Source organism: Amycolatopsis sp. 505 (genome assembly GCF_031625235.1).
Classification (GTDB): Bacteria; Actinomycetota; Actinomycetes; order Mycobacteriales; family Pseudonocardiaceae; genus Amycolatopsis.
Genome location: NZ_JACKQP010000007.1, coordinates 324,897 through 351,656 on the forward strand (window position 1 = coordinate 324,897; position 26,760 = coordinate 351,656).

General features: G+C 71.9%; 28 protein-coding genes. 9 read left to right on the forward strand and 19 right to left on the reverse strand.

The genetic code is table 11. The annotated features are described in order from the left end of the window. Positions 1-65: 65 nt before the first annotated feature. The 4 genes from prcA to dop form a co-directional block, all read right to left on the reverse strand. The gene (gene prcA, locus H5965_RS26425; RefSeq protein ID WP_310972941.1) at positions 66-851 is read right to left on the reverse strand and encodes a proteasome subunit alpha; all 786 of its coding nucleotides are present in this window, start codon (positions 849-851) and stop codon (positions 66-68) included. A 54-nt stretch (positions 852-905) separates the two neighbouring features. Continuing rightward, entirely contained in the window at positions 906-1,760 is an 855-nt protein-coding gene (gene prcB / locus H5965_RS26430) for a proteasome subunit beta (RefSeq protein ID WP_310972942.1), read from the reverse strand. 114 nt (positions 1,761-1,874) lie between these two features. Next, complete coding sequence (locus H5965_RS26435) at positions 1,875-2,069, reverse strand: ubiquitin-like protein Pup (RefSeq protein WP_013226725.1); 195 nt, start codon at positions 2,067-2,069, stop codon at positions 1,875-1,877. Between the two features lie 86 nt (positions 2,070-2,155). After that, entirely contained in the window at positions 2,156-3,658 is a 1,503-nt protein-coding gene (dop, locus tag H5965_RS26440; protein ID WP_310972943.1) for a depupylase/deamidase Dop, read from the reverse strand. 41 nt (positions 3,659-3,699) lie between these two features. Here dop and H5965_RS26445 point away from each other — a divergent pair, with 41 nt between their 5' ends. After that, on the forward strand, positions 3,700-4,218 hold the full coding sequence (locus H5965_RS26445) for an NUDIX domain-containing protein (protein ID WP_310972944.1): 519 nt from the start codon (positions 3,700-3,702) through the stop codon (positions 4,216-4,218). Here the strand turns inward: H5965_RS26445 and H5965_RS26450 are convergent. Genes H5965_RS26450 through H5965_RS26460 form a run of 3 tightly spaced genes read right to left on the reverse strand, consistent with a single transcriptional unit; the run spans position 4,209 to position 6,140 of the window. Then, positions 4,209-4,823, reverse strand: coding sequence for a hypothetical protein (locus tag H5965_RS26450; protein ID WP_310972945.1), 615 nt, complete (start codon positions 4,821-4,823; stop codon positions 4,209-4,211). The genes H5965_RS26445 and H5965_RS26450 overlap by 10 nt on opposite strands. A gap of 52 nt (positions 4,824-4,875) precedes the next feature. Further along, positions 4,876-5,808, reverse strand: coding sequence for an aldo/keto reductase (locus H5965_RS26455; RefSeq protein WP_310972946.1), 933 nt, complete (start codon positions 5,806-5,808; stop codon positions 4,876-4,878). Next, entirely contained in the window at positions 5,805-6,140 is a 336-nt protein-coding gene (locus H5965_RS26460) for a hypothetical protein (protein WP_091311461.1), read from the reverse strand. The genes H5965_RS26455 and H5965_RS26460 overlap by 4 nt, the downstream gene beginning before the upstream one ends. Positions 6,141-6,216: 76 nt before the next feature. Here H5965_RS26460 and H5965_RS26465 point away from each other — a divergent pair, with 76 nt between their 5' ends. Both H5965_RS26465 and H5965_RS26470 read left to right on the forward strand, forming a co-directional pair. Next, positions 6,217-6,555: a metalloregulator ArsR/SmtB family transcription factor gene (locus H5965_RS26465; protein WP_310972947.1), complete on the forward strand. Its 339-nt coding sequence runs from the start codon at positions 6,217-6,219 to the stop codon at positions 6,553-6,555. A gap of 68 nt (positions 6,556-6,623) precedes the next feature. Further along, positions 6,624-7,499: a TIGR03620 family F420-dependent LLM class oxidoreductase gene (locus tag H5965_RS26470; RefSeq protein ID WP_396136948.1), complete on the forward strand. Its 876-nt coding sequence runs from the start codon at positions 6,624-6,626 to the stop codon at positions 7,497-7,499. Here the strand turns inward: H5965_RS26470 and H5965_RS26475 are convergent. Further along, on the reverse strand, positions 7,488-8,312 hold the full coding sequence (locus H5965_RS26475) for a DUF3626 domain-containing protein (protein ID WP_310972948.1): 825 nt from the start codon (positions 8,310-8,312) through the stop codon (positions 7,488-7,490). The two genes, H5965_RS26470 and H5965_RS26475, sit on opposite strands and share 12 nt — an antisense overlap. Positions 8,313-8,387: 75 nt before the next feature. On the opposite strand from H5965_RS26475, the gene H5965_RS26480 reads away from it, so the two are divergent. Further along, the gene (locus H5965_RS26480; protein WP_310972949.1) at positions 8,388-9,305 is read left to right on the forward strand and encodes a DMT family transporter; all 918 of its coding nucleotides are present in this window, start codon (positions 8,388-8,390) and stop codon (positions 9,303-9,305) included. A gap of 51 nt (positions 9,306-9,356) precedes the next feature. Here the strand turns inward: H5965_RS26480 and arc are convergent, their stop codons facing one another. Continuing rightward, a complete protein-coding gene (gene arc, locus H5965_RS26485) occupies positions 9,357-11,159 on the reverse strand; it encodes a proteasome ATPase (RefSeq protein ID WP_176169477.1) in 1,803 nt (600 codons plus the stop codon). 367 nt (positions 11,160-11,526) lie between these two features. On the opposite strand from arc, the gene H5965_RS26490 reads away from it, so the two are divergent. Together H5965_RS26490 and H5965_RS26495 are read left to right on the forward strand one after the other, a co-directional pair. Continuing rightward, entirely contained in the window at positions 11,527-12,492 is a 966-nt protein-coding gene (locus tag H5965_RS26490; RefSeq protein ID WP_310972950.1) for a hypothetical protein, read from the forward strand. Between the two features lie 13 nt (positions 12,493-12,505). Continuing rightward, a complete protein-coding gene (locus tag H5965_RS26495; RefSeq protein WP_310972951.1) occupies positions 12,506-12,955 on the forward strand; it encodes a hypothetical protein in 450 nt (149 codons plus the stop codon). Here the strand turns inward: H5965_RS26495 and H5965_RS26500 are convergent. The 4 genes from H5965_RS26500 to H5965_RS26515 all read right to left on the reverse strand — a co-directional run bounded on the left by H5965_RS26500 (position 12,952) and on the right by H5965_RS26515 (position 15,785). Then, complete coding sequence (locus H5965_RS26500) at positions 12,952-13,122, reverse strand: pentapeptide repeat-containing protein (RefSeq protein WP_310972952.1); 171 nt, start codon at positions 13,120-13,122, stop codon at positions 12,952-12,954. The genes H5965_RS26495 and H5965_RS26500 overlap by 4 nt on opposite strands. After that, positions 13,101-13,736, reverse strand: coding sequence for a pentapeptide repeat-containing protein (locus H5965_RS26505; RefSeq protein WP_310972953.1), 636 nt, complete (start codon positions 13,734-13,736; stop codon positions 13,101-13,103). The genes H5965_RS26500 and H5965_RS26505 overlap by 22 nt, the downstream gene beginning before the upstream one ends. Positions 13,737-13,740: 4 nt before the next feature. Beyond that, a complete protein-coding gene (locus H5965_RS26510) occupies positions 13,741-14,571 on the reverse strand; it encodes a tRNA (adenine-N1)-methyltransferase (RefSeq protein ID WP_310972954.1) in 831 nt (276 codons plus the stop codon). A 62-nt stretch (positions 14,572-14,633) separates the two neighbouring features. Beyond that, positions 14,634-15,785 (reverse strand): site-2 protease family protein, encoded by a 1,152-nt coding sequence (locus H5965_RS26515; RefSeq protein ID WP_310972955.1) that lies wholly within the window; start codon positions 15,783-15,785, stop codon positions 14,634-14,636. Positions 15,786-16,041: 256 nt separating this feature from the next. Here H5965_RS26515 and H5965_RS26520 point away from each other — a divergent pair, with 256 nt between their 5' ends. The 3 genes from H5965_RS26520 to H5965_RS26530 all read left to right on the forward strand — a co-directional run bounded on the left by H5965_RS26520 (position 16,042) and on the right by H5965_RS26530 (position 18,732). Next, a complete protein-coding gene (locus tag H5965_RS26520) occupies positions 16,042-16,941 on the forward strand; it encodes a RecB family exonuclease (protein WP_310972956.1) in 900 nt (299 codons plus the stop codon). Then, on the forward strand, positions 16,941-17,732 hold the full coding sequence (locus H5965_RS26525) for a thioesterase family protein (protein ID WP_310972957.1): 792 nt from the start codon (positions 16,941-16,943) through the stop codon (positions 17,730-17,732). The genes H5965_RS26520 and H5965_RS26525 overlap by 1 nt, the downstream gene beginning before the upstream one ends. A gap of 64 nt (positions 17,733-17,796) precedes the next feature. Further along, complete coding sequence (locus tag H5965_RS26530; protein ID WP_310972958.1) at positions 17,797-18,732, forward strand: ParA family protein; 936 nt, start codon at positions 17,797-17,799, stop codon at positions 18,730-18,732. Positions 18,733-18,819: 87 nt separating this feature from the next. Here H5965_RS26530 and hisG read toward each other — a convergent pair whose 3' ends face one another. The 6 genes from hisG to metH form a co-directional block, all read right to left on the reverse strand. Then, a complete protein-coding gene (gene hisG, locus H5965_RS26535) occupies positions 18,820-19,665 on the reverse strand; it encodes an ATP phosphoribosyltransferase (RefSeq protein WP_310972959.1) in 846 nt (281 codons plus the stop codon). A 43-nt stretch (positions 19,666-19,708) separates the two neighbouring features. After that, positions 19,709-19,972 carry a phosphoribosyl-ATP diphosphatase gene (locus tag H5965_RS26540; protein ID WP_013226745.1) on the reverse strand — a complete coding sequence of 88 codons (264 nt, stop codon included), beginning with the start codon at positions 19,970-19,972 and terminating at the stop codon, positions 19,709-19,711. A gap of 523 nt (positions 19,973-20,495) precedes the next feature. Continuing rightward, on the reverse strand, positions 20,496-20,981 hold the full coding sequence (locus H5965_RS26545) for a methylated-DNA--[protein]-cysteine S-methyltransferase (protein ID WP_310972960.1): 486 nt from the start codon (positions 20,979-20,981) through the stop codon (positions 20,496-20,498). 17 nt (positions 20,982-20,998) lie between these two features. After that, positions 20,999-22,462, reverse strand: coding sequence for an AlkA N-terminal domain-containing protein (locus H5965_RS26550; RefSeq protein ID WP_310972961.1), 1,464 nt, complete (start codon positions 22,460-22,462; stop codon positions 20,999-21,001). A gap of 58 nt (positions 22,463-22,520) precedes the next feature. Further along, on the reverse strand, positions 22,521-23,153 hold the full coding sequence (locus tag H5965_RS26555) for an HAD family hydrolase (protein WP_396136953.1): 633 nt from the start codon (positions 23,151-23,153) through the stop codon (positions 22,521-22,523). Positions 23,154-23,200: 47 nt separating this feature from the next. Next, entirely contained in the window at positions 23,201-26,755 is a 3,555-nt protein-coding gene (metH, locus tag H5965_RS26560; RefSeq protein ID WP_310972963.1) for a methionine synthase, read from the reverse strand. Positions 26,756-26,760: the final 5 nt, after the last annotated feature.

Consider the following 26,760-nt stretch of genomic DNA (forward strand, 5'->3'; position numbering starts at 1 on the left):
GGCCGTCCTGCCTTAAGCAAAAGCGGGGCGCGGCCGCCGGCCCCGCCCCGCTTCTGTCACGAAACCTACTCGCCTTCGGGCTTGCTCTCCGGCTCCTCGCCCTGCGGGTCCGGGACCGGCAGGAGCGTGTCCAGTGCTGCTCCCGTCAAACGGCGGAACATGCGCCTCGGGCGGTCGCGGTCCAGGACCGCCACCTCCAGCTTGATCGGGTCCGCCTCGCCGTTGCCGTTCGCCGATGCGTTCGCCGCCGACGACGAAGACGACGAACCCGACGTCGGCTGGCTCGGCGTCCTCAAGGCCGCCACCGCCACGCCCAGGGCCGCCTGGAGGTCCAGGCCGTCCTCGAACGTCTCCTTCAGCTTGGCCGAGATCTTGTCCGTCTGGCCGCCCATCACCACGTACTGCGGCTCGTCGAAGATCGAACCGTCGTACGTCAGGCGGTACAGCTGGTCCTCCGCCGAGCTCGCTCCCACCTCCGCCACGCAGATCTCCACCTCGAACGGCTTCAGCTGCTCGGTGAAGATGCTGCCCAGCGTCGCCGCGTAGGCGTTCGCCAGCGCCCGGGCGCTCACGTCACGCCGGTCGTACTGGTAGCCCTTCAGGTCCGCGTGGCGGATGCCCGCCACGCGGAGGTTCTCGAACTCGCTGTAGCGCCCGACCGCCGCGAAACCGATGCGGTCGTAGATCTCGGAGACCTTGTGCAGCGTCGCCGACGGGTTCTCCGCCACGAACAGGACGCCGCCCGAGTACTTCAGGACCACCACGCTCCGGCCGCGCGCGATGCCCTTGCGCGCCAGCTCGGAACGCTCCCGCATCAGTTGCTCGGGAGAGGCATACAACGGCATCGTCACGGTGTGCGCTCCAGGTCTTTCGGTGTTCCAACGTTCACTGGTTCAGGCCCCGGGTCAGGACAGCCGGCGCTGCTGGCGCTCGATCCGCCCCGCCACCACGGCTTCGGCCACCGCCGCCGTCTCCGACTCCGACAGCTGGACCGCGCCGTGCTCGGCGGTGATCGTCACGACGCTCGGGAAAATCCTGCGCACCAGGTCCGGGCCGCCCGATGCCGTGTCGTCGTCCGCCGCGTCGTACAGGGCCTCCACCGCGACGCGGACCGCGCCCTCGGCGTCGGCGTCCGGGTCGTGCAGCTTCTTCAACGCCGATTTCGCGAACAGCGAACCCGAGCCGATGCCCGCGTAGCCGCCGTTCTCCTCGTAGCGGCCGCCCGCGGCGTCGTACGACACGATCCGGCCCGCGTGCTTCGCGTCTTCGGCCTCCAGGTCGTAGCCCACGAACAACGGGATCGCCGCCAGCCCGGCCATCGCCATCTCGAGGTTGGCCTTGACCATCCCGGCCAGCTTGTTCGTCTTGCCGTCCAGCGACAGCGAAACGCCCTCGATCTTCTCGTAGTGCGCCAGCTCGACCGCGTACAACCGCACCATCTCCACGGCCAGCCCCGCCGTGCCCGCGATGCCGACCGCCGAATACTCGTCGGTGACGTGCACCTTCTCGATGTCGCGGCTCGCGATCAGGTTCCCCGACGTCGCCCGCCGGTCACCCGCGATCAGCACCCCGCCGGCGAAGGTGCACGCGACGATCGTCGTCCCGTGCGGCACGCCCAGCTCGGCCGCGCCCGGCGTCACCCGCCGCTCGGGCAGCAGCTCCGGCGCCTGCACGCGCAGGAAGTCCGAAAACGACGACGTCGCCGAAGAGAAGTACGGCGCAGGCAGCGCGGGACCCGAGATGCCCCTGGTGTTGTCCATACGTGCTCAAAAATCCCATCTGTGCGGGCCGGAGCCCCGCGCGGGCACGGACGCCGCGCGGAGCCCCGGCCGCCGGCTGAACGGTCGGCAAGGGCGCAGTGCCCTCGACAGCGGCTATTCGCCGCCCTTCTGCACGTAGGCCCGGACGAAGTCCTCGGCGTTCTCCTCGAGCACGTCGTCGATCTCGTCGAGGATCGTGTCGACGTCCTCGCCGAGCTTCTCGCGCCGCTCCTGACCCGCCGCGCCGGTGTCGTCGAACTCCTCGTCGGAGTCACCACCGCCGTGCTTTTCGATCTTTTCCTGGGCCATCTCGCCTCCCGGTGTGGCTGATGTTTCCTAGCCTACCCAGCGGCCCCGACATTCGGGGTCACGCCGCGATCGCTGGTGCGTCCCGCCTAGTCCGAACCGGTGAGCGCCTCCACGAGCTCCTCCGCCGTCGCCGCGTTGTCCAGCAGCTTGCCGACGTGCGCCTTCGTCCCCCGCAGCGGCTCCAGGGTCGGGATCCGCACCAGCGACTCCTTGCCCACGTCGAAGATGACCGAATCCCACGAAGCCGCCGCGATCGACGTCGCGTACTTCTCCAGCGCCCGGCCGCGGAAGTAGGCGCGGGTGTCCGACGGCGGCGTCGTCACCGCGGCCAGCACCTCCTCCTCGGTGACCAGGCGCTTCATCGACCCGCGGGTGACGAGCCGGTTGTACAGGCCCTTCGCCAGCCGCACGTCCGAATACTGCAGGTCGACCAGCCGCAGCCGGGGCGCGCCCCAGGCCAGCTGGTCGCGCTGCCGGTAGCCCTCGAGCAGCCGCAGCTTGGCCGGCCAGTCCAGCCGGTCCGCGCACTCCTGCGGGTCGCGGGCCAGCGCGTCCAGGATCTCGCCCCAGACCCGCAGGACCTCCTTCGACGCCTGGTCGGCGCCGGTCCGCTCGAGGTTCTGCGACGCGATCTCGTGGTAGGCGAACTGCAGGTCCAGCCCGGTGTACTTCTTGCCGTTCGCCAGCGCGACCTGCGTCTTCAGCGTCGGGTCGTGGCTGATCTGGTGGACGGCCTTGACCGGTTCGTCCAGCTTCAGGTCGTCGAACCGGATACCGGACTCGATCAGGTCCAGCACCAGCGCCGTCGTCCCGACCTTGAGGTACGTCGAGTACTCCGACATGTTCGCGTCGCCGATGATGACGTGCAGCCGCCGGTACTTGTCCGCGTCCGCGTGCGGCTCGTCGCGGGTGTTGATGATCCCGCGCTTGAGCGTGGTCTCCAGGCCGACCTCGACCTCGATGTAGTCCGCACGCTGGGAGAGCTGGAACCCGGCCTCTTCACTCTGCTGGCCGATCCCGAGCCGGCCCGAGCCGGTGACGACCTGCCGCGAGACGAAGAACGGCGTCAGCCCGGCGATCACCGCGGTGAACGGCGTCGACCGCGCCATCAGGTAGTTCTCGTGCGTGCCGTAGCTCGCGCCCTTGCCGTCGACGTTGTTCTTGTACAGCTGCAGCTGCGGCTGGCCCGGCACGGAAGCGGCCTTCATCGCCGCCTCCTCCATCACCCGCTCGCCCGCCTTGTCCCAGATGACCGCGTCACGCGCGTTCGTCACCTCGGGCGCCGAGTACTCCGGGTGCGCGTGGTCGACGTACAGCCGTGCCCCGTTGGTCAGGATGACGTTCGCCGCGCCCAGGTCCTCGACGTCCGGGTCGTGCCCCGGGCCGCCCGGGCCGGTCAGGTCGAACCCGCGCGCGTCCCGCAGCGGGCTCTCCACCTCGTAGTCCCACCGCGCCCGGCGGGCGCGCGGGATGTCGGCCGCCGCCGCGTACGCCAGCACGACCTGGGTGGAGGTGAGTACCGGGTTCGCCGTCGCGTCGCCCGGCACGGAGATGCCGTACTCGACTTCGGTTCCCATGATCCGCCGCATGTCCCCACCCTACGGGGTCGTCCTAGTGGAACGATGCACCCATGCCAGGCAGTGACGAACTCGTTGCCCTCTATGACCAGGCCGGTGCGGTGGTCGGCCGCACCACCCGCGCCGCCGTCCGCGCCGGCGCGTTGTGGCACGCCGCGGGCGTCGTGCTGGTCCGTTCGGGTGACGGAGCCGCGGTCTACGTGCACCTGCGCACTCCCGGTAAGGACGTGTTCCCCTCGACCTGGGACTGCTGGGCCGGTGGGGTGGTGGCCGCGGGCGAGACCCCGGCCGAATGCGCCCGCCGCGAACTCGCCGAAGAACTCGGCGTCCAGGGAGTGGAACCCGTTCCCCTGTTCACCAAGGTCTACGACGACGGCCGCAACCGCTGCCACAACTTCGCCTTCGAGGTCCGCTGGGACGGCCCGATCCGCCATCAGGCCGAAGAGATCGTCGAAGGCCGCTGGATCAGCCTGGACGAGCTGCGGGCCTGGGTCGACGACCCGGCCCCCGAGCTGCCCTTCATCCCCGACGGCCGCGAAGGCGTCCAGGAATGGTTCCGCCGTTACGGCTGAGCCGCGAGCTTCGCCGTCATCGCCGGCAGCAAGCGCTTCGCCGCGTCCACCGCCCGGGCCTCCGTGCTCGCCGAGACGGTCAGCCCCGACACGAGCATGCCCTTCGCCAGCAACACCGTGCAGGTCTTGCCCTCGCACCACGCCCGCTGGACCTCGACCCCGGACTGGGCGGGCACGGTGACCTCACGGCCCGCGCACTCGGCGCTCGCCACGGCCTGGGCCGCCGCCGGCTCCGGATACGCGGCCACGCGGTGGCTCAGCACCGAGCCGCTGGGATAGCGCCAGGACGCCGTCCGGCTGGTCGCCGACACCGCCGCCGTCAGGCACCCCGAAGCTTCACCGGCCCCCGGCTGCACGCCTTCTTCCGCGACGTCGGCGTCGGTCAGCAGCGCCCGCTCCGCGAGCGGCCCGAGATCGGGGGCCGGCGGTTTCACCGGCGCGGCCTGCGCCTGGCTCACCCGCGCCTCCGCGGGGGCCGGGGCCGGGGCCGACGTGGTCACCGGATCGTCGTAGTACGTCTCGAGGTTGTTCGGATCCGGCCCTTCGCAGCCCGTGAGGCCGACCAACGCGACCGCGGCCAACGCGATCGCCTGCCGATGACGCACCTGATCCGGCCTCCCAACGTGCTCTTGTGCCTGCGAAGGGTAGTGCAGCGGCTCACCGCCACGCCAAGGAGGACCGGTGTCGCCAGTACTGCTCCGGATTCTCCGCCAGGCCCGCGAGGACGGCCTCCTCTTCCGTGCTCAGCGAAAGCGTGGCGCCCCGCAGGTTCGCCGCCAGCTGCGCCGGGCTCGCCGGGCCGAGGACCGCCCGGTCCACCCAGGCGTTGGCCAGCACCGCGGCCACCGCGACCGCGTCCGGCCCGGTCCCGTGCGCGGTCGCGAGCTCGCGGACCCCGGCCGGAGCTTCGACCGCCAGCCTGCCGTTGGCCAGGGTTTCCTTGACCAGCACCCGCTTCCCGGCCGCGTGCGCCGCGGCCAGGGCCGGGCCCGCGGACGGTTCCAGGACGTTCCACGTCGACTGCACCGCCGAAAACACCGGGCGTCCGGCCACTTCCAGCGCGAACGCCCGCTCGATCGCGGCCGCCTGGGCCGGCCCGGACGTGGAAAACCCGACCGCGACCCCGTTCGCGGACAGCTCCGCGAGCGCTTCGAGCAACGGCTCGTCGGTGAACAGCGGACTGTCCACAGTGAGCGAATGCACCTGGTAGAGCCCGACCCGATCCCCCAGCAGCGCCAGGGTTTCCGCCCACTGCGCCGCGAACCGAGCCGCCGAATGCTCCTTCACCTCGTGCACGTCGGCGTCGAGCCGCCACTCGCCCACGTAGGCGTAGCCCCACTTGCTGGAGACCTCGATCCCCGCGTGCCCGCGCTCGGCGAGCCAGCCGGCCAGGAACTCCTCGGACCGCCCGTAGGAGCGCGCGACGTCGACGTGCCGGATACCCGCGGCGTAGGCGTCGTCGAGCACCGCGAACGTCGCCGCGCGCATCGAAGCGACGTCCCGCACCGCCGGCAGCGCCCCTTCGCTGCCCAGGTTGATGTACGCGGGACGGCCCAGCGCCGCCAGTCCGAGGGCGATGCGCGTACTCATGCGGTCTGCTTGTGCCGCAGGATGGCGAGCCACTGCCCCGCGGTCTGCGCTTGGCGGTGCAGCTTCTCGAGGCGCGCGGCGGGGGCCCGGACGTAGCCCTTGCCGAAGACGGGCGCGATCTGGCGGAGGCTGGCGCCGCCTTCGCGGGCCGCGAGCAGCAGCCAGTCCGAGGCGTCGGCGCAGGCCGCGGACGCCCGGCGCAGTTCGCCGAGCATGTCGATGAGTTCCTGGGCACTCACCTCTCCCGCTTCGACGGCGGCCGCCGTCGTCTCCAGCCAGGCCAGGACGTCGGCTTCGGTGATGGGTGCGCGAGGCCGGGATTCTTCGGTCACGCCCGTGAGTATAGGTCGTTATACGCGCGGCGCCGGGGAGTACACGCCGGGGGCGGTTATGCTGATCTCGAGGCCCATGACTGCGCACACCGAACCCGAAGCCGATGTCGAGCAGCTGCTCGACGTGTTCAAGGCGCTCGCGAACCCGGTGCGGTTGCAGGTGCTGCGGTGGCTGCGGGAGCCGGTGCGGCACTTCGCGGTGGAGCGGGCCATCGCCGATCCGGTCGAGGTCGGTGTGTGCGTGACGCACATCCAGGAGAAGACCGGGCTCGCGCAGTCGACCGTCTCGGCGTACATGGCCGAGCTGCAGCGTGCCGGGCTGGTGCGGGCGACGCGCGTCGGCAAGTGGACGCACTACAAGCGGGACGAAGCCCGGATCGCCGAGCTCGTCGCCACTCTCGGCGACATCCTCTGACCTGCTCCTCCCCTCGGTCCGCCGGCCCGCGCATTGCTTCATATCGAAAATCTGCGATACTTCGATTTATGGGTATGATCGAGAACATGCGGCTCGGCCGCTACGGGATCTGGACGTTCGACTTCGAGGACCAGCCGGCCGGCCTGATCCGGGATTCGGTGCGGGAGCTGGAAGAACTCGGCTGGCCGGCGATCTGGATCCCGGAAAGCCAGGGCCGGGAGGCCCTCACGCACGCCGGGTTCCTCCTCGCCGCCACCGAACGCCTCACCGTCGTCAACGGCATCGCGCAGATCTGGTCCCGCGAGGCGCAGTGGACCCGCGGCGCGGCCCTGCTGCTGGCCGATGCCTACCCCGGCCGCCACCTGCTGGGCCTGGGTTTCGGCGCCGGAAAGCCCGGCGCGAAGCCGCTTCGGGCGATGAACGACTACCTCGACGCCCTGGACATCGACCCGAAGGTCAACCCCGCCCCACGCGCGCCGATGCGCCGGATCCTCGCCGCGTACGGCCCGAAGATGCTGGAGCTGGCCCGCGACCGCTCGGCGGGCGCGCACACATACCACGTCACCCCGGAACACACGGCCCAGGCGCGCGAGATCCTCGGCGCGGAACCGTTCCTCGGTGTCGAGCACGCCGTGTTGTTCGAGACGGACGCGGCCAAGGCGCGCGAGATCGCCCGCAAGCACCTGCACCCGTACCTCACCACGCCGTACAACATCGCGAAGTTCCTCCGGCTCGGCTACACCGGACAAGACATCGACGGCGGCAGCGACCGGCTCGTCGACGACCTCGTGTTCTGGGGCGACCTCGAGACCATCACCGCGAAGCTGCAGCAGCACCTCGACGCGGGCGCCGACCACGTCGGCGTCCAGGTCATCGGCGTCGAACCGGGTACTTCGGCGATGCCGCACTGGCGGCGGCTGACCGAGGCGCTGCTACCCGCGTAGCCCGAACCGCGCGGTGCAGTGCCACACGCGCTTGAGCACCTGGTGATCGTGCCGGCCGGCGCGGACGGCGTCGCCGATGACGCGGGCGTCCAGCCACCCGTCTTCGGCGATGTCTTCGCCGGCCCGCACGACGTCCGCGCCGCGGTAGTCCGCGTGCTCGGCGAGGGTCGTCACGGCGAGCCGGAACCCGTGGTGCCAGCGGGTGGGGAACGGAAACGCCGCGGCCGCGGCTTCGACGTCGGTGCCGCGGAACGACGGGTCGAGCACCAGGGCCGCGACGTCGTCCGGCAGCCGGAGCGGGCCGTGGACGTGGGCTTCGATGTAGTCGTCGAGTTCGTCGGGGGTGTCCGCTTCGACGAGCGGGAGCAGCGGGAAGCGGGCGCGGGTGCCGAAGTGCACCGGCTCGTGGAAGCTGTCCGGGTAGCAGAACGTCGTGCGGTCCAGCACTTCGCGCTCGAGCCGGAAGTGCGCCGACCCGAACCGGACCGAGCCGCCCGCCGGACGGCGGCGGTGGTCGAGCGAACCGTACTTCGGGCGCTCCGACGGCGGCAGCCCGTCGTAGACACCGCCGAACATCCGGTGTTCCCAGTGCCACCGGGCCCCGCCGGGGTGCGCGGTCAGGCCGCCGTTGCTCGTCCCCGTCTCGAACTGCGAGCGGTAGACCCCGTCGGCCAGCCAGTGCCGCAGCAGCGGCACCTCCCCCACCAGCCGGTCCGGGTGGAAGTGGATCGTGACGTCGAGCCCCTCCGGCAGCGGCGGCCCGCCGGCGCGGGTTTCCACGTACTCGACCGCTGCCTGCCATTCCTGCCCCATGGTATAGAACGTTATACACAACGCGGCGTCGGAAAACCACTGGCTTCGCGTGGGTCCGGCGGTTTGACTGCGGCCATGCGACGGGCGGAGTTCGGGGTCACGGTGCGGTTCGCGCTGCTGGCGATCGTGTGGGGTGCGAGTTTCCTGTTCATCAAGGTGGGCCTCGGTGGGCTCTCCCCCGGTCAGGTCGCGCTCGCCCGCGTCGCGCTGGGCGCCTTGGCGCTGGGCGGGATCCTGCTGGTGCGCCGGCGGCCGCTGCCCCGTGATCCGGTGCTGTGGGGGCACCTCGCGGCCGTGTCGGTGTTGCTGTGCGTGGTGCCGTTCCTGCTGTTCTCGTGGGCGGAGCAGTACATTTCGTCGGGTTTGGCCAGCATCTTCAACGCGACGACGCCGCTGATCACGATGCTGCTGGCGGCCGCGGCGCTGCCCGAGGAGCGGTTCACGCCGCCGCGGGTGCTCGGCCTGTTACTGGGCTTCCTGGGCGTGCTCACGATCGTCGGCGTGTGGCACGGCATCGACGTGTCCCACCAGCTGACCGCCCAGCTCGCCTGCCTCGGCGCAACGACGTGCTACGGCGCGTGTTTCGTGTACCTGCGCCGGTTTGTCTCACCTCGTGGGACGGACCCGGTGGTCGTCGCGTTCGGGCAGACGGCGTCGGCGACGGTGATCCTGGGCCTGCTGACCCCGGCGATCGCGGCGACACCGGTGCACCTGAACCTGCCGGTGGTGGCGAGCATGATCGCGCTCGGCGTGTTCGGCACGGGCATCGCCTACGCCTGGAACACCCGGATCATCGCGGCCTGGGGCGCGGCCAACGCCTCCGCGGTGACGTACCTGACGCCGGTGGTGGGCGTGCTGCTCGGGGTGCTCGTGCTGGGTGAGCCGGTGAGCTGGAACCAGCCGGCTGGGGCGCTGCTCGTGGTGCTGGGGATCCTCGCGGCCCACGGGCGGCTCCGGCTGCGCAAGGGCGAGCCCGAGCTCGTCCGCCGTTAGACACGCCGATGGGGCGGCCGCCGAAGCGAGCCGCCCCACCGAGCGCCGGAACTACAGGTACTGACCGGTGTTCGTGGCGGTGTCGATCGCCCGCCCCGAGTCCTGGTTCTTGCCGGTGACGAGCGTGCGGATGTAGACGATCCGCTCGCCCTTCTTGCCGGAGATCCGGGCCCAGTCGTCCGGGTTGGTGGTGTTCGGGAGGTCCTCGTTCTCCGCGAACTCGTCGACGATCGCGTCGAGCAGGTGCTGCACGCGCAGACCCGGCTGCTTCGTCTCGAGCACCGACTTGATCGCCGACTTCTTCGCCCGGTCCACGATGTTCTGGATCATCGCGCCCGAGTTGAAGTCGCGGAAGTACAGGACTTCCTTGTCCCCGTTGGCGTAGGTCACCTCGAGGAACCGGTTCTCGTCGCTCTCCTCGTACATCCGCTCGACCGTGTGCTGGATCATCGCGTCGAACGTCGCCTTGGCGTCGCCGCCGAACTCGGCGAGGTCGTCCGCGTGGATCGGCAGGCCTTCGGCCAGGTACTTGGAGAAGATGTCCTTCGCGCCTTCGGCGTCCGGACGCTCGATCTTGATCTTGACGTCGAGCCGGCCCGGCCGCAGGATCGCCGGGTCGATCATGTCCTCGCGGTTGGAGGCGCCGATGACGATGACGTTCTCCAGGCCTTCGACACCGTCGATCTCCGACAGCAGCTGCGGCACGATCGTGGTCTCCACGTCGGACGACACGCCCGAACCACGGGTCCGGAAGATCGAGTCCATCTCGTCGAAGAACACGATCACCGGGGTGCCCTCGGAGGCCTTCTCCCGCGCCCGCTGGAAGATCAGGCGGATGTGCCGCTCGGTCTCCCCGACGAACTTGTTCAGCAGCTCGGGACCCTTGATGTTCAGGAAGTAGGACTTCCCGTCCGCCGCGTCGCCCCGCGCTTCGGCCACCTTCTTGGCCAGCGAGTTCGCCACCGCCTTGGCGATGAGCGTCTTGCCGCAGCCCGGCGGGCCGTAGAGCAGGACGCCCTTGGGCGGCCGCAGCTGGTACTCCTGGTACAGGTCGGCGTGCAGGAACGGCAGCTCGACCGCGTCCCTGATCTGCTCGATCTGCCGGGTGAGGCCACCGATGTCCTCGTAGCGGACGTCGGGCACCTCCTCCAGCACCAGGTCCTCGACCTCCGCCTTCGGCACGCGCTCGTACGCGTAGCCGGCCTTGGAGTCGACCAGCAGCGAGTCGCCCGGCTTGAGCGGCTGCTCGGCCAGCAGGTCGGAGAGCAGGACCACCCGCTCTTCGTCCGCGTGCCCGACCACCAGGGCGCGGGGGCTGCCGCCCTCGACGTCCGGGGCCAGCACCTCACGCAGCGCGCACACCTCACCGGTGCGTTCGAACCCGCCGCCCTCGACCACGGTGAGCGCCTCGTTGAGCCGCAGCGCCTGGCCGCGGCGCAGGGACGAGATCTCGACCGCGGGCGAAACCGACACCCGCATCTTCCGGCCGGCCGTGAAGACGTCCACCGTGTTGTCCTCGTAGGCCTCGACGAAGACGCCGTAGCCGGAGGGTGGCTGGGCCAGCCTGTCGACCTCTTCACGGAGAGCGAGGAGCTGTCCTCGCGCTTCGCGCAGGGTTTCGACCAGTTTGGTGTTGCGTTCGGTGAGCTGGCTCACCCTTTCCGAGGCCTCGGCGAGCCGCTGTTCGAGAACCCGGTTCTGCCGTGGCGAGTCCGTCAGTTTGCGGCGCAGCAGCGCCACTTCTTCCTCGAGAAAACGGATCTGCCGAGCCTGCTCGTCCGCCGTCGTCCCAGCTCCGGATGTTGCTGAAGGGTCGGCCTCCTCGCGCCGACCTCCGGGAAGGTCATGATGCATCGGGCACCTCCTCGGAGTGCTTTTCATTCCACGGTACCGGCGATCACCGACAAGAAAAGGCCTTTCCGGATCACAAGATCGGCGCGTCGCGGTTTGCCGGCCCCCTCCAGCACGGACATTCCCGCAGCGCAAGCGGCCATTTCGGTGCCGTGGCGCCGGTGTGTCGCGGGTCCGTCCGGGCCGGGACGAAGCAAGCAGGCTCGAAGTACCCCGCCTGTGACGCCGCCAACCCTCCCCCGGGATCCGGGCAATTCCGGCCAGTTCCGCCCTAACCGCGCGGCGGCCCGGCCCGGTGGCTAGCATCGGGCGACGCTGTACCGGCCCGGACGGCCGGGCGCCACCGGAGGAACGCTAGGGGGCACCACTCATGACCTACCCGCCGCAGCAACCGGGCGGCTACGGCCAGCAGCCCGGCGGCTACGGGCAGCAGCCCGGGCCGTACGGCCAGCCCCAGCAGGGCGGTTACCCCCAGAGCGGCCCCCAGCCCCAGCCCGGTTACGGCGGGACCCAGCAGTTCGGCCAACCCGGCCCGTACGACGGCACGCAGCAGTACGGGCAGCCCGGCGGGTACGACGGCGGCCAGCAGTACGGCCAGGGCGGGTACGACAGCACGCAGCAGTACGGCCAGGGTGGGTACGACGGCACCCAGCAGTACGGGCAGGGCGGTTACCCGCCCCAGACGGGCCCTCAGCCCCAGCAGGGCCACCCCCAGTACGGCCAGCAGGACCAGTGGGGCCAGCCGCCCCAGTCCTTCGGCGGCTACGACTCCTACGGCGGCTTCGGCGAAGCGCCCCCGCCCCCGAAGAAGAAGACCGGCCTGATCGTCGGCATCGCGGTGGCCGCGGTGGTGCTCGTCGGCGGCGGCGTGACCGCGGTGGTCCTGATGAACCGCGACGACGAGCAGACCGCCGCACCGCCCGCGAGCAGCAGCTCGGCGGCGCCGACCGCGCCCTCGACGGCGCCGAAGGCGTCCACCCCGAAGCCCAAGAGCACGTCGCCGACCAGCCCGACGTCGAAGAGCAAGCCCGCGGGCGGCCCCGCACCCGGCGGCAAGGCCAGCGCCCAGGAGCTGTTCGACTCGACCATCTCGGCCTACAACGCCAGCGACGAGGACGCGCTCGGCGACACCATCTGCCGCAGCGTCTACGAGGGCACCACGGGCGACATCCCGAAGGTCACGGTGAAGCTGACCGGCACGCCGGAGGAGACCGGCGACAAGGCCACCGTCCGCTACTCCGCCACCGACGGCAGCAAGACCAAGGTCGGCACGATGTCCGCGCAGAAGGAATCCGGGCTCTGGTGCCTGTCCAACGTCCGGGCGGACGGCTCGTGAGCACCCGGCGGCGGTGAACCGCCCGCTCGCCGCCGGGCTGGTCCTGCTCGGCGTGGCCGGCGCGGGCGTGGTGCTGGGCCTGCTGCTGGTCGCCCCGGCCGGCTCCCCGCCCCCGGCCACGGCGACGCCGTCACCCCCGGCCCGCCCGACGCTGTCCCCGGCCCCGGACGAGGCCGACACGGCCGCGGTGGCCGTGCTGGCCCAGTCGATCGTGGACGCGATCGCCCGCCACGACTCGGCGGCGTTCGGGAAGCTCACCTGCCGCCCGCAGACCGCGGAGGCCCTGGCCGGCCTCCAGCGGATGTGGGACGCGGCCGGTCCGGTCACGGTGAAGCTGCTGGCACCCCCCGAGCTGCGCGGCGAGTCGGCGACGGCGAAGGTGCACGTCGAAGCCGCGGGCGGGATCAAGGACACGCCCTTCCCGCTGCACAAGGAGAACGGCCGCTGGTGCGTACCGGGCTAGCCGGGCGGGGTGAACCCCTCGGGCCAGCGCGTGGCCGCGTCCGTGCGGACGCCGGTCAGGTCCGTGGCCTCCAGGACCGCCGCGGTCAGGTCCGCCCCGCGCAGATCCGCGCCCCGCAGGAGCGCGCCCGACAGCGTCGCGCCGGTCAAGTTCGCGTTCCGCAGCATCGCGACCTCGAGGTTCGACCCGCGAAACACACCCGCGGGATCGCCAGGCCGGTCGGATCGGCGCCCCGGAGATCGACGCGTTCCAGCTCGGACGGCGCGTCCGGTTCGATCATCCCGCCACGGCCCAGTGCCGCGATCGCGGCCGCCACGTCGTTGGCCGTGCCGCCTTCACGACGCGGCGTCGTTTCGCCCCGCCACGGTGCCCGGGTGCCGACGAACGAGGTGAGCAGCGCGTGGACGTGCCCGCGGTAGCGGGGATCGAGCTCCGCCAGCTGTTCCAGCGCGTAGACGGCGCCCTGCCGGGTCGGCTCCTGCTCCCCGCCGAGCTGGTCGATCGCCTTGGTGAACAGGTCGATCGACCGGCTTTCGCGGTTGAGCAGCAGCTGCCGGGACGTGAGGACGGCGCCGAGCCCGACGCCGGCCAGCGCCAGGAGGCCGCCGAGCTCCTGCAGCAACGTGGCGCGGACGTCGTTCACGGCCTTCAGCCGGTCCGCCGCGCCGAGCCCGGGTGCGTGGCCGACCAGCCACGACGGCGCAAAACCCACGCACAGCACGACCAGGACGGCGACGACGACCGCCGCCACCGCGAAGCCGGCCTTCCGGCGCGGCGGCACTCCCTCAGCCTTTGCCCTTGGACGGCCGGCGGGACACCCGCGGGGACACGGTCCCGTCCGCCAGCCGCCGCGCGGTGAGCAGGAACGCCGTGTGCGCCACCATCCGGTGGTCCGGGCGGACCGCCAGGCCCACCACGTGCCACGGGCGCATCAGCGTCTCCCACGACTCGGGCTCGGTCCAGCACTGCTGCTCCCGCAGCGACTCCGTGACGCGCGAGAGCTGCGTCACCGTCGCCACGTAGACCGTCAGCACGCCGCCCGGCACCAGGTGGGCGGCCACGTTCGGCAGCTGGTCCCACGGCGCCAGCATGTCCAGCACGACCCGGTCGACCTCGCCCTCATGCGAGGCCAGGTCGGCGACCGTGAGCGACCAGTTGGCCGGCTTCTCGCCGAAGAACTTCACCACGTTGCGCTCGGCGTGTTCGGCGTGGTCGTCGCGGATCTCGTAGGAGTGCACGTGACCGGCCGGGCCGACCGCGCGCAGCAGCGAGCACGTCAACGCGCCGGACCCGGCGCCCGCCTCGAGCACGCGCGCGCCGGGGAAGATGTCGCCCCACATCACGATCTGCGCCGCGTCCTTCGGGTAGATCACCTGCGCGCCGCGGGGCATCGAGAGGACGTAGTCCGGCAGCAGCGGGCGCAGCGCGAGGTAGGTCGACCCGCCCGCGGACGTCACCACCGAGCCCTCGGGGCGGCCGATCAGGTCGTCGTGGGCCAGGGCACCGCGGTGGGTGTGGTACTCACCACCGGCGGCCAGCGTCAGGGTGTAGTGCCGCCCCTTCGAGTCGGTCAACTGCACCCGATCACCCGCGCGAAACGGTCCGCTGACCGACAACACTTCCTCCTGTAACCCGTTTGGCCGACGCCAGATCTTCGCAGGCCGCGCGGGCGCCGGGCTCAGCGGGTACGGCGGTTGAGAGCGGCCCGCAGGTCGTCCCGGCGCAGCACGCCTGCCGGGCGGCCCTCGTCGTCGACGACGAGGAACTGCCACGCCGCCGTTTCGCGGACTCGCTCGACGACGTCCTCCCCCGGCTCCGACGCCAGCAGCACCGTCTCGGCCCGGATCGGCTCGGCCGCGAACTCGGCCGGGGCGTGCGGGGTGGCGCTCGCGAGCCGCTCCGCCTCGCCGACGTCCAGGAGCCCGGCCGCCACGCCGTCGGCGCGGACCAGGACCACGCCCCGGCCGGCCGACGCGGCCAGCGCATCCGAAACCGGGCTCTCGGCGGGCAGCTGCAGCACCGGCCGGACCAGTTCGCCGAGGCTCAGGCCCTCCGGCCAGCTTCGGCGCGCTTCGGCGGCCAGCTCCGAGCGCGCGCCGAGGATCACGAACCACGCCGTCACGACGCAGACGCCCAGCCGCAGCCAGCGGTCCGGGCTCGCGGTCGCCAGGCCCCACAGGGCCCAGACCAGCAGTCCCGCGGCCACGACCGCGCCGCCGGCGACCGCGGCGCGGGTGCCCTTGGCGCGGATCCCGGTGGCCGCCCAGACCCCGGCGCGGACCAGCCGGCCGCCGTCCAGCGGCAGCCCGGGCAGCAGGTTGAACACGCCGACGGCGAGGTTGGCCACCGCGCATTCGGCGACCAGGAGCCAGACCGCACCGTCCGGCGGGACGGCGAACATCAGCAGGCCGCAGAAGCCGCCGAGCAGCAGCGACACCGCGGGCCCGGCCGCGGCGACCAGGCCTTCGTCGCCGGGGCGCTTGGGCGTGCGGGCCACTTCGGACAGGCCGCCGAGCAGGAACAGGCGCAGCCGCCGCACCGGGATCCCCAGCCGCAGCGCGACCAGGCAGTGCCCGAGTTCGTGGGCGAGCACGGACAGGCCCAGCAGCAGCGCGAAGGCCCCGGCCAGCAGCCACGACGTCGTGGTCGAGGCCTCCGGGAGCAGCCGCCCGACCAGCGGCGCGTACAGCACGACGACGATCAGCGAGCCGACCCACCAGGAGGGCGCGAGCAGCACCGGCACCCCGGCGACCCGGAACAGCACGAGGCCACCGTCCGAGAGGACGGCCTGCCGGGTGCCCCCGGTGCCCTGTTCACTGGTCGCGGCCATGCGGAGAGCCTAGAGCCCCGGGTGTGGGTACCGGGTGATCCGGCCCCACCGGTGTGCCCCGGCGTACCCCGCGGGACGACACGCGTACTCAGCGGGACGACACGCGTACCCGGGCGGACGACACGACCGCCGCCGCCGTGTCGTCCGTTCCGGTACGCGTGTCGTCCGCCGGGGTACGCGTGTCGTCCGGCCGGATACGGGGGTGCCGGGCGTTGCGGTCGCCGGAACTGTCGGACCCCGGCGTTACGCTCTGCCCATGCCCGACGCCGACACTGTCACCACCGACACCCCAGCCTCCGCCGTCGCCACCGAGGTGCGGCGGCGGCCCGCGCTGTCGCCGTCGAGGGCCAGCGACTTCAAGCAGTGCCCGCTGCTCTACCGGTTCCGCGCGGTCGACCGGCTGCCGGAGGTCCCGACCAAGGCCCAGCTGCGCGGCACGCTCGTCCACTCCGTCCTGGAGCGGCTGTTCGCCCTCCCGGCCGCCGAGCGCGTCCCCGCCCAGGCCCGCGAGCTCCTCGGCCCGGCGTGGACGGACCTGTCCGCGGACCGTCCGGAGTGGACCGAGCTGTTCGACGGCGAAAAACCCGAAGAACACGCGGAATGGCTGCAGTCGGCCGAAAAGCTCCTTGACGCCTACTTCGAGCTCGAAGACCCGCGACGGCTCGAACCGGAGGCCTGCGAGCTGCACGTCGAGATCGAACTCGGGTCCGGCGTCCTGCTGCGCGGCTACATCGACCGGCTCGACGTCGCGCCCACCGGCGAGATCCGGGTCGTCGACTACAAGACCGGGGCCGCGCCACGCGAGATCGGCGAGGCCAAGGCGATGTTCCAGATGAAGTTCTACGCCGTGGTGCTGTGGCGGCTGCGCGGGATCGTCCCGCGCCAGCTGAAGCTCATGTACCTCACCGACGGCCAATCGCTCGCCTACACGCCCGACGAAGCCGAGCTCCTGCGCTTCGAGCGCACCCTCGAAGCCATCTGGCAGGCCATCCTCAAGGCGGGCAAGACCGGCGACTTCCGGGCGAACAAGAGCAAGCTGTGCAATTGGTGCGACCACCAGGCGCACTGCCCCGAATACGGCGGCACCCCACCCGAATACCCCGGCTGGCCGGAACCCGACGCGGGCGACGAGACGCCCCTGGACCGGGCCGACTGATGGCCGACGCCTTCTACGCCCCGCTCGGCGACGGCCGGTTCTCCGCGACCGGGCACACGGCCGGCCCGTGGACGCCGGACGCCCAGCACTTCGGCCCGCCGTCGGCGTTGCTCGTCCGCGCCCTCGAAAACGTCGAATCCGCGCACCCGGCGGAACTCGCGCGGGTGACCGTCGAGATCCTCGGCCCGGCGCCGGTCGCCGAACTCACCGTGCGGGCCCGGATCGAGCGGCCCGGCCGATCGGTCGAACTGCTGCAAGCCGAACTGGCGAGCGCCCAACGGGTCGTGGCGAGGGCCTCGGCGTGGCGCATCGCGACGTCCGACACCGCGGAGGTCGCCACCGACGCGGGCCCGCGGCTGCCCGTGCCCGGCAGCGTCGCGGAGTCGCCGTGGCCGGAGGGCTGGCAGGGCGGCTACCTCGACGCCGTCGAATGGCGCGCGGTGCGGGGCGGCATGGACGTCCCGGGCCCGGCGGCCGTGTGGGCGCGCCAGCGCGTCCCGCTGGTCGACGGCGAGGAGCCGAGCGGCCTGCAGCGGCTGTTCGCCATCGCCGACTCCGGCAGCGGCGTGTCCAACTACCTCGACCCGCGGAAGTGGTGGTTCATCAACTCGGAATTCACCGTGCACCTGCGGCGGCCGCCGTCCGGCGAGTGGATCGGCCTCGACGCGGTGACGCTGGTCGGCCACCACGGCATCGGCACGGCGACGAGCATCCTGCACGACGAAGGCGGCCCGGTGGCCACCGGCGCACAGGCGCTGATGGTCCGTCCGCGACAGGCCGGGGGCGGATAGCCACCCACAACGGGCCCGCATCCAATAACCTTCGCGGAACGACCGACTTGAGGAGCGCTCCGGCATGCAGATCACCTCGGTGGTCAACCAGAAAGGCGGGGTCGGGAAGACCTCTCTGAGCGTCGGCACCGCGGCCGCACTGGCCGAGCGGGGCCGCCGGGTGCTCCTGGTCGACCTCGACCCGCAGGGCCACGCGACGACCGAGATGCTCGGGCTGTCCGAGGTGGCCGCGGACCAGCCGAGCCTGGCGAAGGCGCTGGCCAAGACGTGGAAGGGCCCGATCGAGGAACTCGTCGTGCCGCACCCGCGCAGCAACCTCGGCCGCGGCGGCGCGCTCGACGTCGTGCCGACGTCGCCGGGGATGTTCGACCTGATCCGGCGGCTCGACTCGTTCCGCGTCCCCGGCTGGCAGCTCGCGCGGGTCATCCAGTTCGCCAACTACGACCACTGCGTCATCGACTGCCCGCCGGCGCTGGACGTGCTGACGAACAACGCGCTGGCGGCCTCGCACGGCATCCTGGTGCCGGTCCAGCCGGACAAGACGAGCATCCGCGCGCTGCGGCTGCTGGCCGACCAGGTCCGCTACGTCGAGCAGACCGTCGGGCGGCAGCCGCTGTCCTGGTTCGGCCTGGTGCCGAGCCTGTACCGGCGGCCGATCTCGCACTACGCGGCCGCGGCGCTGCAGGAGATGTACGACTTCGGCATCCCGATGCTGTCGCACCTGCCGCTGGGTGTGGTGATGAACGAGGCGGCCGCGCACGGCGTCCCGGTGACGACGTACGCACCGGAGACGTTGCAGGCGCTGTCCTTCCGCGAGATCGCGGAGACCCTGGACGGCTACCTGGAGCAGAACCAGGCTCCCGCGGTGGTCCCGGCCGACGAGGAGTTCGTCTTCGAGGACTTCATCTCCGAGGTCGCGGTGGCCCGCAACGTCAACGACAACGGCGCCCGCAAGGGCCTCTACGACCTGCTGCCCAAGAAACCCAACCGCCCCCGCTGAGAGTTCCCCGGCCGAGAAGGTCGCGAATGACTCATTCGGGACGTCGGAGGTCCCGAATGGGTCATTCGCGGCAGCGGGCGACCGGGGTCAGAGGCGGCAGGAGCGGATGTCGGAGGCCAGGATCGCCTTCGCGCCGACCTCGGCCAGCTCGTCCATGATCAGGTTGACCTTCTTGCGCGACACCATCGCGCGCACGGCCACCCAGTCGTCGTCGGCCAGCGGCGCCACCGTCGGCGACTCCAGGCCCGGCGTGATCGCGATCGCGCGCTCGACCAGCGTCCGCGGGCAGTCGTAGTCGAGCATCATGTACTGCTGCGCGAACACGACCCCGCGCAGGCGCGCGGCCAGCTGCGACTTCGCCTTGCTCTCCCCGGTGCCCCGGCGCTGCAGCAGCACCGCTTCCGAGACGCAGATCGGGTCGCCGAAGGCCACCAGGTTGTTCTGCCGCAGCGAGCGCCCCGACTCGACGACGTCCGCGATCGCGTCCGCCACGCCGAGCTGGATCGAGATCTCGACGGCGCCGTCGAGGCGGATCACCTCGGCCTCGACACCGTGGCGGGCGAGGTCGTCGCGGACCAGCCGCGGGTAGGACGTCGCCAGCCGCTTGCCGTGCAGGTCCGCCGGCTTCCACTCGCGGCCGGCCGGGGCCGCGTAGCGGAACGTCGAACCGCCGAAGCCCAGCGCCTGGATCTCCTCGACCGGGGCGCCGGAGTCGAGCGCGAGGTCGCGGCCGGTGATGCCGAGGTCGAGCTCGCCGGAGCCGACGTAGATGGCGATGTCCTTGGGGCGCAGGAAGAAGAACTCGACCTCGTTGACCGGGTCGAGCACGGTCAGGTCGCGCTGCTCATGCCGCTTGCGGTAGCCCGCCTCGCCGAGCATCTCCGTCGCCGCGGCGGCGAGGGCTCCCTTGTTCGGCACGGCAACACGCAGCATTTCGCTCTTCTCCTCGTTCTTCGGGTTCTTCGGGGACCACCCGTCACAGGTAGCGGTAGACGTCCTCGGTCGACAGCCCGCGGCCGAGCATCAGCACCTGCACCCGGTACAGCAGCTGCGAGATCTCCTCGGCGAGCCGCTCGTCGGACTCGTGCTCGGCGGCGATCCACACCTCGCCGGCTTCCTCGAGCACCTTCTTGCCCTGGGCGTGCACCCCGGCATCGAGGGCGACGACGGTGCCGGACCCGTCGGGACGGGTACGCGCGCGCTCGGCAAGCTCCGCGAACAGCTCATCGAAGGTCTTCACGATGCGGAATCCTTCCATCCCGCACCCCGCGGCGCCGCCCCGCCCCGCCGCGGATGCAGCCCATCTCACACGCCCGTGGACGCCGGCTCCCAAGGGTTGGGATCGCTCCACGAAAGGGTGGCCACACTCGGCCCGGCAGCGGGCTGGGCCGGGCTCGATCGCCCAGGCATCGATTCCGCGCACCGCACCGCACCGGATCGCCGAGCGTCGACGCGGCCGCAGGACTTCCGCACCCGCCGACGGATCGCCGAGCGCCCCCGCCGCCGCACGACTTCCGCACCCGCCGACGAATCGCCGAGCGCCCCCGCCGCTGGACCTGGAGGCGGACCTCGGCGCCGGAGGCGATCGCGGCGGTGTGCGCGAACTTTCCGCACCCGCCCGCCGAACCTCCCGGCCGCAGGATCTCCCACGCGCCCTCCGCCGAACCTCCGCACCCCGCCGCCGGGCTTCGGGGCACGGCCCGCGACGCCGCCGGCCGCCCGGCGCCGTTCGCCTCAAAGCCCCACCGGTTCGCGGCCGAGCCTCAGAAGAGCGCGCCCTGTTCGAAGTCCAGCAGGTACCGCTTGCGCTCGAGGCCGCCGCCGTAGCCGGTGAGCGAGCCGGTGGAGCCGACCACCCGGTGGCACGGGACGATGATGCCGATCGGGTTCTTGCCGTTGGCCAGCCCGACCGCCCGCGAGGCCGCCGGCTTGCCGAGCCGGTCGGCCAACTGGCCGTAGGAGATCGTCGTGCCGTACGGGATCTTGCGCAGCTGGGCCCAGACCGACTGCTGGAACGGCGTGCCCACGAACGTCAGCGGGACTTCGAACTCGTGGCGCTGCCCGGCGAAGTACTCCTTCAGCTCGGTTTCGGCGCGGTCGAAGATCCCGGCGCCGGGGTCGTGGGCGCCGAAGGTCAGCTCGTCCGGGCGGTGACGCTGGTCGACCATGTAGAGGCCGCAGAGCGCGGCGCCCTCGGCGACCAGCGTCAACGGGCCGCAGGGGCTGTCGACGACGGCGTGGGTGCGCATCGGTTCTCCTGTCGGTTTCATGCCGCGGGCATCCGGTTGATCGCGTGGTCACCGGTGGCCCACAGGTGCTGGGTGGCGTAGGCGCGCCAGGGCCGCCACGCCGCGGACCGGACGACGACGGCCGCCTGGCCGCCGAGGCCGAGGGTCTCCGCCGCGTACTTGATGCCGAGGTCGGTGGGGAGGAACGCGTCCGGGTCGCCGAGCGCGCGCATCGCGATGGTCTCGACCGTCCACGGCCCGAAGCCGGGCAACACGCTCAACGCGGCCCGTGCCGCCTCCCAGTCGCTGCCCGCGCTGAGGTCCAGCCCGTCCGTCAACGCCTCGACCAGCCCGAGCAGCGTGCGACGGCGACTGCGAGGCATGGCCAGGGTCTCGGGGTCCAGCGAAGCCAGCGCCGCCGGGGACGGGAACAGGTGCGTCAGGCCGCCTTCGGGGTCGTCGACCGGTTCGCCGTGCGCGACGACGAGCCGGGCCGCGTGGGTGCGGGCCGCCGCCGTCGAGACCTGCTGGCCGAGCACCGCCCGCACGGCGAACTCGGCGCCGTCGACGGCCCGCGGGACCCGGCGGCCGGGCGCGGCCGCGACCAGCGGGGCGAGCAGCGGGTCGGTGGCGAGCTGCTCGTCGACGGCGACCGGGTCGGCGTCGAGGTCCAGCAGCCGCCGGCACCGGCTGGTCGCGGCGGGCAGGTCCCGGAGGTCGGCCAGGCTGAGCCGGCACGCGATGTGCCCGTCCTCGGGCCGCAGCGCGACGACGCCGTGGCCGTGCGGCAGCCGCAGCGTCCGGCGGTAGGCGCCGTCCCGCCACTCCTCCACGCCCGGCACGCCGGTGGCGACCAGGTGCCCGAAGAGGTTGTCCGGGCACAGCGGCTTCCGGTACGGCAGCCGCAGGACGAGCGCGCCGGGGGCCGCGGTGGGCCGGCCCTTCGCGCGCTGCCGCAGTTCGGTCGGCGAGAGCGCGAACACCTCGCGGACGGTGTCGTTGAACGTCCGGATGCTGCCGAACCCGGCGGCCAGGGCCAGCTCGGTCATCGGCAGCGTGGTCGTCTCGATCAGCGTCCGCGCGGTCTGCGCGCGCTGGGCCCGGGCCAGCGCCAGGGGTCCGGCGCCGAGTTCGGCGAACACCTGGCGTTCGACCTGCCGGACGCTGTAGCCGAGGCGGGCGGCGAGGCCGCGGACGCCTTCGGTGTCGACGATGCCGTCGGCGATCAGCCGCATCGCCCGCGCGACGAGGTCGGCGCGTTCGTTCCACAGCGGCGAACCCGGGCTGGCGTCGGGGCGGCAGCGTTTGCACGCCCGGAACCCGGCCTGCTGCGCGGCCGCGGCGCTCGGGTAGAAGCTCATGTTCTGCCGCTTGGGCGGTACGACCGGGCAGCTGGGCCGGCAGTAGATCCGGGTGGTCAGGACCGCGCAGTAGAACCACCCGTCGAACCGGGCGTCCTTCGCCTGCACGGCCCGCACGCACCGTTCGAAGTCCTCATGCACCACGCCAGCATCGCGGACTCCGGCGGCCCGGGCTAGCGGAAAAGCGACATGGTCGTGGTCAGCCGAGCAGGGCCGCCAGCGCCGCCACGTCGATGCCGGTCAGGGAGTCGCGGAACACCCGCCGCTCCCCCGTCTCGACCTCGACGTCGTTGGGGACGACCAGTACCGTGCAGCCCGCCGCGACCGCCGAAGCCGTGCCCGGCGGCGAGTCCTCCACCGCGACGCAGCGCTCCGGCGAAACGCCGAGCAGCTCGGCCGCCTTGAGGTACGGGCGCGGGTGCGGCTTGTTCAGGCCTTCGACTTCGTCGCCGCACACGGTGACGTCGAAGAAGTCCCGGCCGATCGTGTTCAGCGCGAGTTCGGTCAGTTCGCGCTCGGTCGAGGTGACCAGCGCCGAGCGCAGGCCCGCCTCGCGCACCGCCGTCAGGGCTTCGCGGGCGCCGGGGCGCCACGGCAGCTCGTCGTCGAAGAGCCCGGCCGTGCGGCGGCGGATCTCCGCCCCCGTCGACGCGATCGCTTCCGGCGTGACCGGAAGGCCGACCACCTCGAGGAGGTAGGCCGAGGTGTCGTCCATGTTGGACCCGACGAGCGTCATCCGCTGCTCTTCGGAAAGCTTGCCGCCGAGGAACTCCGCTGTCTCGTAGAGGGCGACGTCCCACAGCTTCTCGGAATCGACGAGCGTGCCGTCCATGTCCCACAACACGGCGTCGAGACCGTCCACAGTGGATTCCCTCCGGATCAGGTGTTGAAGTACTTCGCTTCGGGGTGGTGGCAGACGATCGCGTCGGTCGACTGCTCGGGGTGCAGCTGGTACTCCTCGGACAGCTTCACGCCGATCCGGCCCGGTTCGAGGAGGGCGACGATCTTCGCCCGGTCTTCGAGGTCGGGACAGGCGCCATAGCCCAGGGAGAACCTCGCCCCACGGTAGCCGAGCTTGAAGAAGTCCTCGACGTCGTCGGGGTCCTCTGAGGCGACCGCCACACCGCCGGGAAAGGTCAGCTCACCGCGGATGCGGCAGTGCCAGTACTCGGCCAGCGCTTCGGTGAGCTGGACGCCGAGGCCGTGGACCTCGAGGTAGTCGCGGTAGGCGTCGGCCGCGAACAGCTCGTTCGCGTAGTCCGCGATCGGCTGGCCCATGGTGACGATCGTGAGCGGCACGACGTCGACTTCGCCCGAGTCCCGCGGCCGGTAGAAGTCGGCCAGGCAGAGCCGCCGGTCGCGCCGCTGCCGCGGGAAGGTGAACCGGACCCGCTCCGGCGCGTCGAGCGACGGCTCGGTGAGCACGACGAGGTCGTCGCCCTCGGCGACGCACGGGAAGTAGCCGTAGACGACGGCCGCGTGGGCGAGGACGCCGTCGGCGGTCAGCCGGTCGAGCCAGTACCGCAGCCGCGGCCGGCCCTCGGACTCGACGAGTTCGTCGTAGGTCGGCCCGGCACCGCCGCGGGCGCCCTTGAGCCCCCATTGGCCCATGAAGGTCGCGCGCTCGTCGAGCATCGCGGCGTAGTCGGCGAGCGCGACGCCCTTGACCACCCGCGAACCCCAGAACGGCGGGCTCGGCAGCGGGACATCGGTGGCGACGGCCGAGCGCGCGGGCGGCGGCCCTTCGAGGGCTTCTTCCTCGGCCTTGCGGGCTTTGCGCGCCTCGGCGATCCGCAGCGAGCGTTCGCGGCGTTCCTTGCGCTCCTGACGCTTTTTCTCCGCGTCGGCGTCCACCAGCGGCGACTCCCCGCGCTTGGCGGCCATGATCGCGTCCATCAGCCGCAGGCCTTCGAACGCGTCCCGCGCGTACCGGACGTCGCCGAGGTAGAGCTCCGTCAGGTCGTTCTCCACATAGGACCGGGTGAGCGCGGCGCCGCCGAGCAGCACCGGCCAGCGCGCGGAGACGCCCCGGGAGTTCATCTCCTGGAGGTTCTCCTTCATGATCACCGTGGACTTCACCAGCAGCCCGGACATCCCGATCGCGTCCGCGCCGTGCTCGGCGGCCGCGTCGAGGATGGTCGTGATGGGCTGCTTGATGCCGAGGTTGACGACCTCGTAGCCGTTGTTGGACAGGATGATGTCGACGAGGTTCTTGCCGATGTCGTGGACGTCGCCGCGCACGGTGGCCAGCACGATCCGGCCCTTGCCGGAGTCGTCGCCGGACTCCATGTGCGGCTCGAGGTGGGCGACGGCGGCCTTCATCACCTCGGCGGACTGGAGCACGAACGGCAGCTGCATCTGCCCGGAGCCGAACAGCTCGCCGACGGTCTTCATCCCGGACAGCAGCGTGTCGTTGATGATCTGCAGGGCCGGCCGCTGCTCCAGGGCCGCGTCGAGGTCGTCGGTGAGGCCGTTGCGTTCACCGTCGACGATCCGGCGTTCGAGGCGTTCGAACAGCGGCAACGCGGCCAGCTCCTCGGCGCGTGACGCCTTCGACGACGCCGCGCTGACGCCCTCGAACAGGGCCATCAGCTCCTGCAGCGGGTCGTACCCCGGACGGCGGCGGTCGTAGACGAGGTCGAGGGCGACCGCGCGCTGGTCGTCCGGGATGCGGGCCATCGGCAGGATCTTCGAGGCGTGCACGATCGCGGTGTCGAGGCCGGCCTGGACGCATTCGTGCAGGAACACCGAGTTGAGCACCTGCCGCGCGGCCGGGTTGAGGCCGAAGGAGATGTTCGACAGCCCGAGCGTGGTCTGGACCTCGGGGTGGCGGCGTTTGATCTCGCGGATGGCTTCGATCGTTTCGATGCCGTCGCGGCGGGACTCCTCCTGGCCGGTGGCGATGGTGAAGGTGAGGGCGTCGATGATGACGTCGGAGGTGCGCAGGCCCCACTTGCCGGTGATGTCCCCGATCAGCCGGGTGGCGATGTCGGCCTTCTTCCGCGCGGTCCGGGCCTGGCCTTCTTCGTCGATGGTGAGCGCGACGACCGCGGCGCCGTACTCGCTGACCAGGTCCATGACCTGGGTGAACCGGGACTCGGGGCCGTCGCCGTCCTCGTAGTTGACGGAGTTGACCGCACACCGGCCGCCGAGGCGTTCGAGGCCCGCGCGCAGCACGGCGACCTCGGTGGAGTCGAGCATGATCGGCAGCGTGGACGCGGTGGCCAGGCGCCCGGCGAGCTCGGCCATGTCCGCGGTGCCGTCGCGGCCGACGTAGTCGACGCACAGGTCGAGGAGGTGGGCGCCGTCGCGAGTCTGTTCGCGGGCGATCTCGACGCAGTCCTCCCAGCGGCCGTCGAGCATCGCGGTGCGGAAGGCTTTCGAGCCGTTGGCGTTGGTCCGCTCGCCGATCATCAGGACACTGGCGTCCTGCTTGAACGGCACGGCCTGGTAGAGCGACGACACGCCGGGTTCGGGCCGTGGCCGCCGGGGCACCGGTGCCGTGTCCGCGACGGCCGCGGCGAGCTGCCGGATGTGTTCGTCGGTGGTGCCGCAGCAGCCGCCGACCAGGCCGGCGCCGAATTCGCGGACGAACCCGGTCAGCGCCTCGACCAGGGCTTCCGGGCCGAGCGGGTAGACCGCGCCGTCCGGGCCCAGCTCGGGCAGGCCGGCGTTCGGCATGACCGACAGCGGCACCCGGGCGTGCTTGGCGAGCTGCCGCAGGTGCTCGCTCATCTCGGCCGGCCCGGTGGCGCAGTTGAGCCCGATGACGTCGATGCCGAGCGGTTCGAGCGCGGCGAGCGCCGCGCCGACCTCGGTGCCGAGCAGCATGGTGCCGGTCGTTTCGACGGTGATCGAAACGAGGATCGGCACGGACCGGCCCTCCGCGGCCATCGCCCGCTTGGCGCCGATGACCGACGCCTTCGTCTGGAGGATGTCCTGGGTGGTCTCGACGATCACCGCGTCGACACCGCCGGCGAGCAGGCCGCGGACCTCCTCGCGGTAGGCGTCACGCAGCGTGGCGAAGGGCGCGTGGCCGAGCGTCGGGAGCTTGGTGCCGGGCCCGACCGAGCCGAGCACGAACCGGGGGCGGCCGGGCGTCGCGAACTCGTCGGCGGTCTCGCGGGCCAGCCGGGCGCCGGCCTCGGCCAGTTCGAAGATCCGGCCGGTGATGTCGTACTCGGCGAAGTTGGCGAAATTGGCCCCGAAAGTGTTGGTCTCGACGGCGTCGGCGCCCGCTTCGAGGTACCCGCGGTGCACCGAGCGGACCACGTCCGGCCGGGTGACGTTGAGGATCTCGTTGCACCCTTCGAGACCGCCGAAGTCGTCCAGGCCGAGGTCGTGGGCCTGCAGGGCGGTGCCCATCGCCCCGTCGGCCACCAGGACACGCGAGCGGAGGGCGTCGAGGAACGGTGACGACAGGCGGTCGGACATGCTGA

Bases quoted from the DNA above. Each gene is read 5' to 3' on its own strand.
- prcB (WP_310972942.1), bottom strand. From the start codon at position 1,760: ATGGACAACACCAGGGGCATCTCGGGTCCCGCGCTGCCTGCGCCGTAC.
- H5965_RS26435 (WP_013226725.1), bottom strand. From the start codon at position 2,069: ATGGCCCAGGAAAAGATCGAAAAGCACGGCGGTGGTGACTCCGACGAG.
- dop (WP_310972943.1), bottom strand. From the start codon at position 3,658: ATGCGGCGGATCATGGGAACCGAAGTCGAGTACGGCATCTCCGTGCCG.
- H5965_RS26445 (WP_310972944.1), top strand. From the start codon at position 3,700: ATGCCAGGCAGTGACGAACTCGTTGCCCTCTATGACCAGGCCGGTGCG.
- H5965_RS26455 (WP_310972946.1), bottom strand. From the start codon at position 5,808: ATGAGTACGCGCATCGCCCTCGGACTGGCGGCGCTGGGCCGTCCCGCG.
- H5965_RS26465 (WP_310972947.1), top strand. From the start codon at position 6,217: ATGACTGCGCACACCGAACCCGAAGCCGATGTCGAGCAGCTGCTCGAC.
- H5965_RS26470 (WP_396136948.1), top strand. From the start codon at position 6,624: ATGGGTATGATCGAGAACATGCGGCTCGGCCGCTACGGGATCTGGACG.
- H5965_RS26475 (WP_310972948.1), bottom strand. From the start codon at position 8,312: ATGGGGCAGGAATGGCAGGCAGCGGTCGAGTACGTGGAAACCCGCGCC.
- H5965_RS26480 (WP_310972949.1), top strand. From the start codon at position 8,388: ATGCGACGGGCGGAGTTCGGGGTCACGGTGCGGTTCGCGCTGCTGGCG.
- arc (WP_176169477.1), bottom strand. From the start codon at position 11,159: ATGCATCATGACCTTCCCGGAGGTCGGCGCGAGGAGGCCGACCCTTCA.
- H5965_RS26490 (WP_310972950.1), top strand. From the start codon at position 11,527: ATGACCTACCCGCCGCAGCAACCGGGCGGCTACGGCCAGCAGCCCGGC.
- H5965_RS26500 (WP_310972952.1), bottom strand. From the start codon at position 13,122: ATGCTGCGGAACGCGAACTTGACCGGCGCGACGCTGTCGGGCGCGCTC.
- H5965_RS26515 (WP_310972955.1), bottom strand. From the start codon at position 15,785: ATGGCCGCGACCAGTGAACAGGGCACCGGGGGCACCCGGCAGGCCGTC.
- H5965_RS26520 (WP_310972956.1), top strand. From the start codon at position 16,042: ATGCCCGACGCCGACACTGTCACCACCGACACCCCAGCCTCCGCCGTC.
- H5965_RS26525 (WP_310972957.1), top strand. From the start codon at position 16,941: ATGGCCGACGCCTTCTACGCCCCGCTCGGCGACGGCCGGTTCTCCGCG.
- H5965_RS26530 (WP_310972958.1), top strand. From the start codon at position 17,797: ATGCAGATCACCTCGGTGGTCAACCAGAAAGGCGGGGTCGGGAAGACC.
- hisG (WP_310972959.1), bottom strand. From the start codon at position 19,665: ATGCTGCGTGTTGCCGTGCCGAACAAGGGAGCCCTCGCCGCCGCGGCG.
- H5965_RS26545 (WP_310972960.1), bottom strand. From the start codon at position 20,981: ATGCGCACCCACGCCGTCGTCGACAGCCCCTGCGGCCCGTTGACGCTG.
- H5965_RS26555 (WP_396136953.1), bottom strand. From the start codon at position 23,153: ATGGACGGCACGCTCGTCGATTCCGAGAAGCTGTGGGACGTCGCCCTC.
- metH (WP_310972963.1), bottom strand. From the start codon at position 26,755: ATGTCCGACCGCCTGTCGTCACCGTTCCTCGACGCCCTCCGCTCGCGT.